This is a genomic window from Kribbella sp. NPDC048928, from assembly GCF_043197975.1.
Lineage (GTDB): Bacteria > Actinomycetota > Actinomycetes > Propionibacteriales > Kribbellaceae > Kribbella.
On sequence record NZ_JBICUC010000002.1, the window covers coordinates 665,386 to 678,517 of the forward strand.

Genomic DNA, 13,132 nt, shown 5'->3' on the forward strand with positions numbered 1-13,132 from the left:
CTCAGCGGAGGAGTAGGCAGCTGTCGCCGAATTCGTGCCACAGGTAGTCGTGTTGTACGGCGGCGTCGTAGGCGTGCTGGACCTGCTCGGTTCCGGCGACGGACTCGAGTAGGAGGAGATGGGACGCCTCGGGGGCGTGCCAGCCGGTGATGAGGCCGTCGACGATCTGGGGTTGATGGTCCGGGCCCAGTACGAGGTCGGTCCAGCCGCGGGACGCGGCGACTGTGCCTTGCCGCGCGGCCGTCTCGATGGCTCGTACGGCCGTGGTGCCGACCGCGATCACCCGGCCACCGTTCGCCTTGACCCAGTTGACCAAGCGAGCGGTGTGCATGGGAACGTCGTACCGCTCGGGTTGTGGCGGCTCATGGCTCTCCAGCGAGGAAACGCCGCAGTGCAACCTGATTGGCGCGATCAGCACACCCTGCGCCGCAAGATGGCTCACCAGCTCGAAGCTGAACGGCCTGGCCGCGCTCGGCATCTCCGCGCTGCCCGGCTCCCTGGCGAAGACGGTCTGGTACGACGCCAGCGGCCAGCGCTTCCCCATGTACCCGTAGGTGATCGGCCGCCCCTGCCGCTGCAGGTACCCGAGCACATCGGACACCGGAGGCCGCGCGATCCACAGCCGATTCGGTGAGGCCTCGTACGGCGCCAGCAGCGTCAAGATGCCCTCGGGCAGCTCCACCTGCTGCCCGGCCGTACCGTCGAACATCGGTGCACCATCAGCACGCAGTTCGACGACCCAGGTGCCGTCGTCGAGCGGTGTGGAGAAGTGCACGGTGTACGTCGGACCGTCGACGGCGGCTGCCAGCGTGCCCGAGGTGTTGACCAGCAGCAAGTCACCCGGCCACAGGTGATCGCCGAGCCGGTCGAAGCGCGTGTGCGTGACGGTCGACCCCTCCGCGACCAGCAGCTTCACGTGATCCCGTGACATACCCCGGGCCTCGGGCGGTTCGCCGGCGTTCAGTGCATCCGGCAGTTCGAACCTGGTGTGTGGATGCACCTTCACGACGTCACCGCCGGCGTGAATTCGGCCGCCCGGTACCTGCCGCTGGCAGGCCGCTTGTCGAGCAGCTGCAAGAACGCCGGTACGACGGTCGCGGGCTCAGGCCGGTCCGAGATGTCCTCACCTGGGAACGCTGCCTGATGCATCGCCGTACGCAGATCACCTGGGTCGACGGCGTACACCACCAGCGCCGGATGCTCTGCGGCCAGGATCCGCGTCGCGTGGTCCAGTGCAGCCTTGGCGGAGCCGTAGCCACCCCACGTCTCATACGCCTCCACGGCGGCGTCGGAGCTGATGTTGATCAGCGCACCAGATGCTGCGGTGAGTGCAGGCAGGAGAGCTTGGGTGAGTGCGATCGGCGCGAGTACGTCGACCTCGTACACGCGACGCAGTTCGTCGAGGTCCGCAGCGGCCAGCGCCTGCAGGGGACTCGGGCCGAGGTAGCTGGCGTTGTTGACGAGCAGGTCGAGCCTGCCGAGCTCGGTGATCGCGTCGACCAGGTCGGCGCGGTGGTCGGGGTCGGTGACGTCGCCGGCGAGCGGGAAGACGTCGGTGTGGCCGGACAGTGCGTCCGCGGCGGCTTTCAGTGCTTCGGCACCACGGGCGTCGATCACCAGCGTCCAGCCGCGATCGGCCAGCCCGTGCGCCAGTGCGAGCCCGAGTCCCGCGGAGGCACCGGTCACCAGGGCAACAGGACGTTCGGACGGTTCAGGAGTCATGCCGACACCGTCGTACCTCAACTGAACTTGAAGTCAAGCGTTGCCATCAGCATCGAACGGTCACGAGAGCGGCGACCAGAAGAAGGGTGGCGGCGACTGGAGCCGGCACGGCGCACCGGTCTCCCGGCGGGAGCCGCCTCTCCCGCCTCGCCTTGGTCAGCTCTCTGGGAGCAGGATGCCGGGGTTCATGATGTTGTTGGGGTCGAGGAGCTTCTTGACGGCCTGGAGTGCGTCGACAGCGAGCGGGCCGATCTCGGTGGCGTAGGCAGCGCGGTGATCGGCGCCGACTCCGTGGTGGTGCGAGATCGTGCCGCCGGCGTCGGCGATCGCCTGGTTTGCGGCGGCCTTCGCGGAGCGCCATTGGGCGACCGGGTCGTCGGCCTGGGCGCACACGACCGTGAAGTAGAGCGACGCACCCGTCTCGTACACATGCGAGATGTGGCAAAGCACGAGCGGCGGAGTTGCACTCAGCGCGCCGACGAGCGCCTCCGTGACCGCGGCCTTCAGGGCCGGGATGCGTGACCAGAACGTCGCCGTCTCGAGCGTCTCGACCAGTGCGCCCTCGTCGAGAAGCGGATCCCGGAGGTACGGCGCCCGGTACCGGCCGACGCGCCACGTCTCACCCGGTCCGGCGCCGAGATTCGTACCGCCCGCCGCGGTGAGGACGTCCGCGGTCGCCTGGTCGTACGGGCCGTCGAAACCAATGATCGCCTGGACCCCGCCGGCACTCCCGCCGAGGACATCGGGGTCGGCGAGGTTCACCGCGGTCTCGACCTCGTCCGACAGCCGGAGCACGGTCGGCAGCGGTCCGTCCTGCGCGAGCCGCCGGACGGCAGTCAGCGCCGCGTCGAAGTTCTCGAACTGCCAGCCCTCGAAGTGCCGCTCGGTCGGGCGCGGGCGGATCCGTACGACGACCGAGGTGATGATGCCGAAGGCGCCCTCGGAGCCGAGGACGAGCTGACGGAGGTCGGGACCGGCGGCGGACATCGGCGCGCGGCCGAGCTCGATCGTGCCGCGCGGCGTGGCGAGGGTGAGGCCGACGACCATCTGGTCGAAGCGTCCGTACCCGGCTGACGACTGGCCGCTGGACCTCGCCGCGGCGTAGCCGCCGATCGAGGCGCCTTCGTACGACTGGGGGAAGTGACCGAGGGTGTAGCCGCGCTCCGCGAGCAGGGCCTCGGCGGCGGGTCCCCGGACGCCTGCCTGCAGGGTGGCTGTTCTGGAGATCTCATCGAGGTCGATGAGCCGGTCCAGGCGGCGGAGGTCGACGGTGACGAAGCGGCGGGACGCGGCGAGGCCGCCCACTACCGAGGTGCCCCCGGAGTACGGGACGACGGCGAGGTCGTGCTCGGCGGCGCCGGTCAGGAGAGCCTGTACTTCGTCGTGGGAGGCGGGATAGACGACGGCATCCGGCATGTCCGACGTGTCGCCGGCGCGGAACCGGAGTAGGTCGGTGGTCGAGTAGCCGCGCGTGTGAGCCCACCGAGAGTCCACGTCCGAGAGCACGTATTGGGAACCCACAACCGAGGTGAGAAACGCGAGCTGAACCGCGGACAGCTCACCCCCTTCAGATGCCGGTGTCACAGCAGCAGGCTCGGCGGGGTGCTGGATACCCAGGCGCTTCAAGGCGTCGAGGGCAGCTGCGGGCAGGTCTACGGCGTGGGACGGGTCGCCCCAGCGGCCGGGAGTGAGTTGTGCCACCGGGAGGTCGGATTCGGTCATTGCTGACTCCCGTTCCGTGGTTGGGCGAGGTAGCGTCCAGGGGAGGTGGAACCCCCTGGCCTCCACCTTCCCTGGACAGTTCCGGGATGCCGAAGTCGCTGATACACTTTGGCATGTGATGTCTCAGCGTAGCAGCGAACCGGACCAAGAGACCAGCAGCCGTCCCACGCCGGCGAACGCGATCGGCGAGGAGCGGATCCTGGACGCGGCGTACGAGCTGCTGCTCGCGATCGGGATGCGCCGGATGACGATGGCCGACATCGCCCGGCACGCCGAGGTCTCGCGCGCGACGCTGTACCGCCGCTGGCCGAACGTGCAGGCCGTGGTCGCCGCGCTGATGACCCGGGAGTGGACGATCGCTCTGGTGTCCGCGTTCCACCCGGACGCTCCCGACGGCCGCACCCGCCTGGTCGAGGGCGTCGTCGAGGTGGTCGCCAAGACCCGCGTGCACCCGTTGATGCGGAAGATCATCGAGCTCGACCCCGAGTTCCTCACGCCGTACCTGCTCGAGCGTCGCGGCAGCAGTACGGTCGCGCATCTCGCGCTCGTCGAGGAGGGCCTCCGCCAGGGGCAGGCCGACGACTCGATCCGGGCCGGCGATCCGGTGTGGCTGGCCCGGCAGATCATCCTGATCTCACTGGCCTCCGCGGTGTCCGGTCCGGTGATGGCGGAGAAGGACGAGTACACCAAGCTCGACGAGGAGCTGCGCGTGATGCTCACCCGGTATCTGATGCCATGACCGACCGGGGGCAGGGGGAACCGTGAGCACCGTGGGCGATGCGAGTCTGAACGCGGCGCGACGGGCCCGTGAGCTCGACTCGCTCCAGGCCGTCGACGTGCTGGTCGTCGGCGGTGGCGTGACCGGCGCCGGGGTGGCGCTGGACGCGGCCGCGCGCGGGCTGAGCGTTGCCCTGGTGGAGAAGCACGACCTGGCGTTCGGCACCAGCCGCTGGAGTTCGAAGCTCGTGCACGGCGGCCTGCGGTACCTCGCGTCCGGGCACGTCGGGATCGCGTACGAGAGCGCCGTCGAGCGCGGCATCCTGATGAAGACGACCGCGCCACATCTCGTGCACCCGGTTCCGCAGGTCGCGCCGTGGTTGCCGCAGGCAAGGTTCGTACAGGCCGCGCTGCTCCGGTCGGCATTCCTCGGCGGTGACGTCCTGCGTACGTTCGCGCGGACCAGCGACGACTACCTGCCGCACTCCCGCCGGGTCTCCTCGGCCGAGATCCTGCGGTACGCGCCGACGCTCCGGCCGGAGGGGATGCGCGGCGGCTTCCTGACCTGGGACGGTCAGCTGTACGACGACGCGCGCCTCGTCGTGGCGATCGCGCGGACCGCCGCGCAGTACGGCGCCCGCATCCTGACCAGGGTCGCCGCGACCGAGGTGACGGGTCGCGGTGCGGTCCTGGTCGACCAGCTGACCGGTGAGCGGCGTTCGGTGGACGCGCGGGTCGTGATCAACGCGGCCGGGATCTGGGCCGATCAAGTTGCCTCCGGCATCAAGCTCCGGCCGAGCCGCGGCACCCACCTGGTGCTGCCGCAGTCGGTGTTCGGCGGGCTGTCCGCCGTGCTCACCGTGCCGGTCCCGGGTGAGCTGCGCCGCGTCGTGATGGCGATCCCCGCGCCCGACGACCGCGTGTACGTCGGACTCACCGACGAGGACGCGCCGGGCCCGGTGAGCGACGTACCGCGGGCCACCGACGCTGAGATCGACTTCCTGCTGGACACGATCAGCGCCGCCGTCCAGCAGCCGGTGACGCGCACGGACCTGCTCGGCACGTACGCGGGCTTGCGCCCGCTGCTCGACACCGGGCACCACAAGGGCGAGGACAAGACCGCGGACATCTCCCGGCGGCACGCGGTGATCACCAGCCCGGACGGAGTGGTCACGATCGTCGGCGGCAAGCTCACGACGTACCGGCGGATGGCGCAGGACGCGCTCGACACGGCGCTCGCGCAGACGGACCTCGACGTACGGCGAGGGTGCGAGACGCACCGGATCCCGCTGGTCGGGGCGGCGGATCGCGCGCAACTGGCCGCGGTGCGCGCGCCGGCGCGCTTCGTGCAGCGGTACGGCGTGGAGGCGCCGCGCGTGATCGACGGTCCCGCGGAGTTGCAGGAGCCGATCGCGCCGGGGTTGCGGACGACGCACGCGGAGCTGCGGTTCGCGGTACGGCACGAGGGTGCGCTGACCGAGGACGACGTGCTCGATCGGCGGACCCGGATCGGCCTGTCGGCGGCAGACCGGGACTTGGCGCTACCTGCCGTACGGGAGGCTTTTGCCGCCGTCTGAGACCGGGCTTTGGTTAACTTGGCTGCGGGGAGGTGGAAGGGTGACGCAGCCGTATCCGGGGCCGCACCAAGGACCTCGGCCTTATCAAGGACCGGGGCCTTATCAGCAAGGGCCGTACCAGCAGGGGCCTTATCAGCCGTTGCCCTACCGGCCGGTCGGGCCGCAGTTCCGGCCGTTGCGGGCGGTGGCGATCGTCAGCATCGTGCTGATGGGGCTGACCGTGCTCGCGGCCGTGGTCCAGTGCGTGCTGCTCTGGCGTTCGTACGACGAGGTCAAGCGCTTCGTGTACGGGCTGCTCTCCGACGAGGAGATCGAGCGCGGCGTCCAGTCGATCGCCGGTACCGGTCCGTTCCTGAACCTGGTCAGCTACCTGCTGCTCGGAACCGCGATCGCGTTCGTACTGTGGCTGTGGCGCGCCCGCGAGAACGTCGACTTCCTCTACTCACCGTTCGCGCCGCAACCGATCGTCCCGCCGCACCGCCTGCACCGGCGGGTGCCCGGATGGGTGGTCGGCGCGTGGTTCTGCCCGATCGTGCAGTTCTGGTACCCGCTCCAGGTCGTCGAGGACGTCGTTCGCGCCAGCGAGCCGGTCAGCCGGCCCGGCGCCGCGCGGTCCGGCCGGATCCGCACGCTGCTGTACGGGTGGTGGGCGTCCTGGACCGGGTTCTGGGTGATCCTGCTCGGTGGCGGCACGGTCGCGACGGTCGGGCTGATCATCTGGATCGTGCGCGTGGTCGAGCTCGCGGACAGCAGCGACCCGGACAGCCCGTACGTCGACATCTACGACCTGCAGGACTACATGGTCCACGTCGCGCTGGGGGTCGACATCGGCTTCACGGTCGCGACCGTTCTGCTCATCGTCGCCGGTGTCGCGATGGCGTTGCTGATGCTCCAGGTCGGCGACTGGCAGCGGGTGCAGTCCACCCCACCGCCACCGGTCCAGGACTACGTACAGCCGCTGGCACCCCCGCAGTACGCTCCGCGGCAGCAGCACCCCGGGCCAGGGTTCCCGACCTACGGCCCCTGAAGCAGTACGACGCTCGCATCGTCGTACCGCTTGCCGCCGGCCGCGGCGACGGCGTCGTATGCATGCACGCGGTCGATCAGCTGTCGCGGACCTGCCGTCGTGAGTACGTCGAGCAGCTCGTCCCAGGAGTGCCCGTATCGCTCGGTGAAGCGTGATGCGCCGTCCGAGAGGATCGCGATCACGTCGACGTCGGCGCGGTCGGTGGTCCCGGTAATCGCCTCGTACGCCGCCTTGGGTTCGGTGCTCGCGGCCCAGAAGCCGCCCGGCTGGTTGCGCAACCGGCGTACGGCCTCGAGGGTCCGCTCGGGGAGCCGTTCGACGCGGTCGTCGTTGTGGACGGTGACGCGGCCTTCGGGTGAGCGCAGTACGACGGGCGAGTCGGCGAGGACCAGGTGTTCGACGTGGTCCGGGAACAGGCGAACCATCGCGACGGTGGACGACGGACTGTCGGGATTGCTGACGTCGCAGGTGCCGGCGTGCGTGTCGCGAACCGCGACGATCGCGTCGGCCAGCAGGTCGGGCAGCGGTGCCGCAGACCGTGCGAGCAGCGGAGGCGCCAACTGGACGGCGAGCTGCCGGACCAGCCAGGGCACGTCGTGCAGGCAGCCGGACTCGACGCCCTTCGGAGCGGTCGCACCGTCGAGGACCACGGCGAAGTCAGGGCCGGTGATGACGAGATCCTCGTTGACCGCAGGTGGTCGTCGATCCGGCGCGGCCTCACTGAGCGAGCGGATCTCCACGCAGTTAGTGTCCCGTGAGCGATGTAACTTGACGCTATCGGGACACTAGTTTGACTCAGACCAACTGTCGGCGAGGGACTGGTCCAGGGCGACCTTCGGGGACCAGCCGAGGTGATCGCCGATCAGCGTGATGTCGGCCTGCTGCCAGGCCGCGCCTAGTGCGGACTGCTGGTCGGCCTCGTCCACGATCGTCGCCGGCTGACCGCTCAGCTCGAACAGCTGGCCCGCAACGTCCCGCGCGAGGGTCGCTCGACCGGTCCCGACATTCAGCACCGGCGGCAGCTTGCCGTCCGCGAACGCGACCGCGAGGACCGCCTCCGCCACGTCCCGGACGTCGACGAAGTCGCGCCAGACGTCGAGCGATCCGACCTCGATCAGCTGCCGTGCGCGCAGGTCGCGGATCACCCGGCCGGTGAGCGTACTGTCCGGGGCGCCCGGGCCGATCACGTCGAAGATCCGCAGTACGACGGCATCCGCGCCGGCCCGCTGCGCCCGGAGGACGAGCTCGGATCCGGCCAGCTTGGTGATCCCGTACGGACCGAGCGGCCGCGGCGGCGTGTCCTCGGACAGGTCAGTGCCGTGCGCCGTACCGCCGTACTCGGCCGCGGAGCCGAGCTGCACGAACCGGGCGTGACCGGCCTGGTCACGGACCGACGCGAGCAGCGCCTCGACGGCGATCACGTTCGCCCGGACCAGGTCGGCCGGTTCACCGAGCGTGGCGCCGACCGCGTTGATGATCACGGTCGGCTTGTACATCCCGATCTGGGTGTCGAGCGCGTACGGGTGCATCGCGGCCAGGTCGCAGCGCCGGTACGGCTCGCTCCGGGTCCGGCTCAGTCCGCGGTACTCGATCCCCCGGTCGGCGAGCAGCGCGCAGATCCTGGCGCCGAGAAAGCCTCCCGCGCCGAACACCATCACCCGCTCAGTTCCGGTCACCTCTCCATCGTGCGGTCCGTATTTGTCGATGGGCCTACCGTTCTCCGTCGTCAGCATCACAACTAGGTCGTGGCTCGTGATCCAGCGAGCCACGGCCTTTGTCGGTACAACGTGGCAGTCTGGCGGCATGGCTGCGCGTGCAGGAGTACCGACCGAGTCGACGATCCGGGACTGGGACGACGCCGATCCGTCGGGGCAGACGTACCGGCGGGTGCTGTTCGTGGACTCCGACCTGACCGAGGTGGACAACCACGGCGGCGTGTTCGAGGAGTGCACGTTCCGCGGCGTCCGGTTCAACGCCTCGACGCACACCGACGCCGCCTTCGTGAACTGCACGTTCGTCCGGTGCTCGCTGTTCGACGCCACGTTCACCCGGTGCAAGTTCGTCGGCAGCTTCTTCGACCAGTGCACGTACAGCCTGATGAAGGTGTCCGGCGGCGACTGGTCGTTCAGCGGGCTACCGGGCGCGGACCTCAAGGGTGCGGAGTTCACCGGCGTGAAGTTCCGCGAGGCCGACCTGAGCGGCGTCCGGGCCCCGAAGGCCGTCCTCCGGGACCTCGACCTGTCCGGCGCCCTCCTGCAGAAGTCCGATCTGAGCGGCGCCGACCTGCGCGGATCGGACCTGTCGACGCTCGATCCGCTGACCGTCACGCTGCGGGACGCCCGGATCGATGTAACCCAAGCGATGGTTGTCGCGGCCGGTCTGGGGCTCGACGTCCGGCCCTGACCTGTGGATATCCCCAGGCGCGCACGCGGTCATCCACGGGCCTATCCACAGCCTGTGGATAACTATCCGGATAACTGTGTATTCGTTCTGTGATATCTCGCCGGCCGTCCGGGAGCCATCCGGGGATCGCGCCGGTGCCGGGCCCGCGGCCGCGACCGTACGACGAACATCGCGGCATGCTCCACCACCGCCGGCGGGCCGACCACGAGCGGCCGCGCCGCCAAGCCCCGGGTCAGTACGCTCCGCGTCAGCAGCTGGAGCCCCGCGGCGAGCCCGACCCCGCAGAGCGTCCCGATCGAGTTCGCGATCAAGTCGTGCAGCTGGCACGAGCGACCGAGCGGCGGTACCAGTGCCTGCACCGCCTCGACCGCGGCCGACAGACCGATCCCGGCGGCGATGCCGTCGCCCGGACGGCCGCCGGCCAGTGTGAGCATGCCCGCGGCCGGCACGAACAGCAGCACGTTGAGCAGACCCTGGAGCGAGGTCAGCCCGCCGGTGGTCGTCAGGTGTGTACCGCACAGACCGACCTGACCGAGATCGTGCGGCGTCGGGCTCAGGGTCGCCGCGATCACCAGCGCGAACGCGGCCGGCATGCAGAACGCCGCCAGCCGGGGGATCAGGTCGCCGGGGCGACGGAGTGCGGACAGAGCGACTGGCAGAGTCATGCCGGTCAGTACGAACCAGGTGTCCAGCAGATGTGGAATTCCACGATAAGTCTCGAGCACGTGCCGGACCCTCCCTGGTCGACCTGACTCGAACTCTTCTCGACTGCGTGTTCCTGACTCGACGATCAGCTGCCCACTCCCCGCGCCGGAAGGCTTGTCCGGACATCTGCACGCAGCCGTAAACCGTCCGTGACAGTTCGTGACACTCCGTGCGCAAATTGACACGGAAGGAAGGTGCTCCAGGCAACGATCCTGTGCGTGCCCGCCCTTCGGGTGAGCCTCCGGTCAACCGATCGGTGGAGGCCGGTTGGGGCCGCCCGGGCGATGCGCCGAGCGCGGCCCGAACGCGAGAGTCGTAGTACCGAAAACGACCCCGAAAGGCCCCGAGATGACTACCCCCGTGAACGTCGGACACCCGCGCAGCGCCGCCGCGTTGCGGAGCGTGCAACTACTGGTGATCGGGTACGTCGCGATCAGCGTGCTGACCCTGGTCGCGATCATCGCCCTGCGCAACCACACCACCGTCGTCAACGACGCGGTCTGGACCCGCGGGACGATCGTGGTGGTGAGCTCGGCGCTGACCTTTCTGTTCGCCCGCAGCACCGCCCGGGGATCCCGGCGCGGGTACCTGCGACTCCGGATCGTGTCGGCGGTGATGCTGGTCGCGATCGTGGTGATCATCGCGCTGCCGGGCACCTTCCCGCTGTGGATGAAGAGCGAGCAGGCCGTCTGCGGACTCCTGCTGCTCGCCGTGACACTGCTCGTGAACGGCAAGCACCTCCGCTCGGTGTTCACTAAGTAGCGTGAGCGAGCAAGCCTGGCCGATGCGGTTGACCGTGGTGCCGTACGTGCTCCTCGCCGGCCTCACCGCGGTCACCGCCGTGATCAAGCGCGATCAGCCTCGGTCGCTCGTCATCGACCTGGGGCTGTGCGCGCTGATCGGGCTCTGGACGCTCGGGATGTTCACGTTGCGCCCGGCCCGGCGGACCGACCACCGCGCGATGGCCGTCTTCATCGTGGGGTTCGTTCTACTGCTGGCCGTGCTGGTGGCGCGCGATCCGTGGTTCGGCTTCCTCACCCCGGCCGGGTACTTCTACACGTTCGTGCTGTTGCCGTGGCCCGTGGAGCTGTTCGGGGTCGGCGCTGTCGCGGTCATCGCCGGCTATGCGCAGTCGTACGCGATCCCGAAGACGGACGTCGTCGGGCTGCTCGCGACCGCGGCGGTGATCGGGGTGAACGTGGTCGGGATGTGCCTCACCGGCTGGCTCGGTCGGCGCGGCGAGGTGCTGAGCCGGCAGCGCAAGGACGCGGTCGACGCACTCACCGAGACCAACCGCCGGCTGGAGTCGACGCTCGCGGAGAACGCGGACCTACACGAGCAGTTGCTGGCTCAGGCCCGCGAGGCCGGGGTGATCGACGAGCGCCAGCGGATGGCCCGCGAGATTCACGACACGCTCGCGCAGGGCCTCACCGGGATCGTCACTCAACTCCAAGCTGCCGAGACCGCGGACGACTGGCGCCGGCACGTGACGAGCGCGGTCGGCCTGGCGCGCGAGAGTCTGACCGAGGCCCGCCGTTCGGTCCACGCGCTACGTCCACAACCACTGCAGTCGGCGACGCTGAGCGAGGCGATCGGGGACGTCGTACGGCGGTGGTCGGCGCTGCACGGGATCGACGGGCAACTGACCACGACCGGTACGCCGCGGGTGCTGACGCCCGAGACGGAATCGACCCTGCTCCGCGCGACTCAGGAGGCGTTGGCGAACGTGGCGAAGTACGCGCGGGCGAACCGCGTCGGTGTGACGCTGTCGTACATGGACAGGACGGTCGCGCTGGACGTACGGGACGACGGCACCGGGTTCGATCCGCAGCAGACCCGGCCGTCGGAGTCCGGGGGCTTCGGCCTGGTCGCCATGCGCCAGCGGGTCGAGGCGCTGAACGGGACGCTGGAGATCGAGTCCGAGCCGGGCTTCGGTACGGCCATCTCGGCCACTGTCCCAGTCACCGGAGCGGGCGCATGATCCGGCTGCTGATCGCGGACGATCACCCGATCGTTCGGGACGGGCTGAGCGGGATGTTCGCGGCCGAGCCGGAGTTCGAGGTGGTCGGCGAGGCGGGCGACGGCGGCGAGGCGATCCGGCTGGCAGCGGCTCTGCAGCCGGACGTGATCCTGATGGACCTGCAGATGCCGGGCATGAACGGCCTCGCCGCGATCAGCGAGCTGGCCGAGCGCGGCATCCGGGCGCGGGTGCTGGTGCTGACGACGTACGACACCGACGGCTACGTCGTGCCTGCGATCGAGGCCGGCGCCACCGGGTACCTGCTCAAGGACTCGCCACGCGACGAACTCCTGCGCGCGGTCCGGGCCGCCGCGGACGGACACTCAGTGCTCGCGCCATCGGTGGCGGCCACGTTGATGAACCACGTCCGCACGCCACCCGCTCCGGAACTGCTCAGCCCGCGCGAGCTCGAGGTCCTGCAGTTGGTTGCTGGTGGCAACACGAACCGTGAGACCGCGCGGCACCTGTTCATCAGCGAGGCGACGGTCAAGACGCACCTGCTGAACATCTACGCCAAGCTCGAGGTCTCGGACCGCGCCGCAGCCGTCGCCGAGGCGTACAACCGCGGGCTGCTCAAGCCGGGCTAGACGACGAGTTCGTGGATCCACTCGGCCGGCGTCTGCTTGTGCAGGCGCCAGTAGTGGTTGGCGAGGTCGTCCGGATCCCACAGGCTGCCGGGCGCAATGCCGCCACTGATGGTGACGCTCGCAGCGTGGACGCCGGCGTCGCCGTACTGCTGGTGGAGGAGCGTGACGAGCGCGCGGACCCCCGCTTTGCCCAGGGACAGGCTCGTGTAGTCGGGCTTCGGTACGGGCATGCCGCCGGTGATCAGGAACGATCCGCTGCCGCGCTCGGCCATCGCGGGCGCGAGGTGCGCGGCGGTGGTGATCGCGCCGACCACGTTCACGGCCCAGGCGTCGAGGTGCTGCTTCGCGGTGAGATCACCGATCCGGTCGGCCTGGATGAACGCGGCGTTGTAGACGACCACGTCCGGTACGCCGTACGCATCGACGACCTGGTCGAGTGCAGCCCGGAGCGCCTGCTCGTCCGTCACGTCCGCCGTTGCCGCCAGTACGTCGGCGCCCCCGAGCGCCTCGGCCGCGGTCTTCACCGTCGCCTCCGAGCGCGCGATCAACCCGGCGCTCATCCCTTCGCGGACGAACCGCCGCGCCACCGCGACCCCGACTCCTGGACCGACCCCGATCACCACAACTCCAGCCATGCAGGTGAGGATAAACC

General features: G+C 69.7%; 14 protein-coding genes. 7 read left to right on the forward strand and 7 right to left on the reverse strand.

Features of this window, described 5'->3' with window-relative positions; all coding sequences use genetic code 11:
- Position 1: 1 nt before the first annotated feature.
- The 3 genes from ACGFI6_RS10055 to ACGFI6_RS10065 form a co-directional block, all read right to left on the reverse strand.
- Entirely contained in the window at positions 2–1,006 is a 1,005-nt protein-coding gene (locus ACGFI6_RS10055; protein ID WP_393116900.1) for an S-adenosylmethionine:tRNA ribosyltransferase-isomerase, read from the reverse strand.
- Positions 1,003–1,722 (reverse strand): SDR family NAD(P)-dependent oxidoreductase, encoded by a 720-nt coding sequence (locus ACGFI6_RS10060; RefSeq protein ID WP_393116902.1) that lies wholly within the window; start codon positions 1,720–1,722, stop codon positions 1,003–1,005. The genes ACGFI6_RS10055 and ACGFI6_RS10060 overlap by 4 nt, the downstream gene beginning before the upstream one ends.
- Positions 1,723–1,878: 156 nt before the next feature.
- The gene (locus ACGFI6_RS10065; RefSeq protein WP_393116904.1) at positions 1,879–3,444 is read right to left on the reverse strand and encodes an FAD-binding oxidoreductase; all 1,566 of its coding nucleotides are present in this window, start codon (positions 3,442–3,444) and stop codon (positions 1,879–1,881) included.
- Between the two features lie 118 nt (positions 3,445–3,562).
- Here ACGFI6_RS10065 and ACGFI6_RS10070 point away from each other — a divergent pair, with 118 nt between their 5' ends.
- The 3 genes from ACGFI6_RS10070 to ACGFI6_RS10080 are packed head-to-tail and all read left to right on the forward strand — an operon-like array spanning position 3,563 to position 6,765.
- Complete coding sequence (locus ACGFI6_RS10070; protein WP_393116906.1) at positions 3,563–4,183, forward strand: TetR/AcrR family transcriptional regulator; 621 nt, start codon at positions 3,563–3,565, stop codon at positions 4,181–4,183.
- A gap of 22 nt (positions 4,184–4,205) precedes the next feature.
- The gene (locus ACGFI6_RS10075) at positions 4,206–5,738 is read left to right on the forward strand and encodes a glycerol-3-phosphate dehydrogenase/oxidase (RefSeq protein ID WP_393116908.1); all 1,533 of its coding nucleotides are present in this window, start codon (positions 4,206–4,208) and stop codon (positions 5,736–5,738) included.
- 40 nt (positions 5,739–5,778) lie between these two features.
- Complete coding sequence (locus ACGFI6_RS10080) at positions 5,779–6,765, forward strand: DUF4328 domain-containing protein (protein WP_393116909.1); 987 nt, start codon at positions 5,779–5,781, stop codon at positions 6,763–6,765.
- Here ACGFI6_RS10080 and ACGFI6_RS10085 read toward each other — a convergent pair.
- Positions 6,753–7,505, reverse strand: a complete 753-nt coding sequence (locus ACGFI6_RS10085) for a protein phosphatase 2C domain-containing protein (RefSeq protein ID WP_393116911.1) — start codon at positions 7,503–7,505, stop codon at positions 6,753–6,755. The two genes, ACGFI6_RS10080 and ACGFI6_RS10085, sit on opposite strands and share 13 nt — an antisense overlap.
- Before the next feature lie 45 nt (positions 7,506–7,550).
- Entirely contained in the window at positions 7,551–8,441 is an 891-nt protein-coding gene (locus tag ACGFI6_RS10090; protein ID WP_393116913.1) for an NAD-dependent epimerase/dehydratase family protein, read from the reverse strand.
- 127 nt (positions 8,442–8,568) lie between these two features.
- Between ACGFI6_RS10090 and ACGFI6_RS10095 the strand changes: the two genes are divergently transcribed.
- Positions 8,569–9,168 carry a pentapeptide repeat-containing protein gene (locus ACGFI6_RS10095; RefSeq protein WP_393116915.1) on the forward strand — a complete coding sequence of 200 codons (600 nt, stop codon included), beginning with the start codon at positions 8,569–8,571 and terminating at the stop codon, positions 9,166–9,168.
- Positions 9,169–9,230: 62 nt separating this feature from the next.
- On the opposite strand, the gene ACGFI6_RS10100 is transcribed toward ACGFI6_RS10095, so the two are convergent.
- Entirely contained in the window at positions 9,231–9,893 is a 663-nt protein-coding gene (locus tag ACGFI6_RS10100; RefSeq protein WP_393116917.1) for a VanZ family protein, read from the reverse strand.
- 328 nt (positions 9,894–10,221) lie between these two features.
- Between ACGFI6_RS10100 and ACGFI6_RS10105 the strand changes: the two genes are divergently transcribed.
- From ACGFI6_RS10105 to ACGFI6_RS10115, 3 genes are read left to right on the forward strand one after another with little or no spacing between them, the layout of a single operon-like run.
- Entirely contained in the window at positions 10,222–10,635 is a 414-nt protein-coding gene (locus ACGFI6_RS10105; protein WP_393116919.1) for a hypothetical protein, read from the forward strand.
- A 1-nt stretch (position 10,636) separates the two neighbouring features.
- Positions 10,637–11,854, forward strand: coding sequence for a histidine kinase (locus tag ACGFI6_RS10110; protein WP_393116921.1), 1,218 nt, complete (start codon positions 10,637–10,639; stop codon positions 11,852–11,854).
- On the forward strand, positions 11,851–12,480 hold the full coding sequence (locus ACGFI6_RS10115) for a response regulator (protein ID WP_393116923.1): 630 nt from the start codon (positions 11,851–11,853) through the stop codon (positions 12,478–12,480). The genes ACGFI6_RS10110 and ACGFI6_RS10115 overlap by 4 nt, the downstream gene beginning before the upstream one ends.
- Here the strand turns inward: ACGFI6_RS10115 and ACGFI6_RS10120 are convergent.
- Entirely contained in the window at positions 12,477–13,115 is a 639-nt protein-coding gene (locus ACGFI6_RS10120) for an SDR family NAD(P)-dependent oxidoreductase (RefSeq protein WP_393116924.1), read from the reverse strand. The two genes, ACGFI6_RS10115 and ACGFI6_RS10120, sit on opposite strands and share 4 nt — an antisense overlap.
- Positions 13,116–13,132 lie beyond the last annotated feature (17 nt).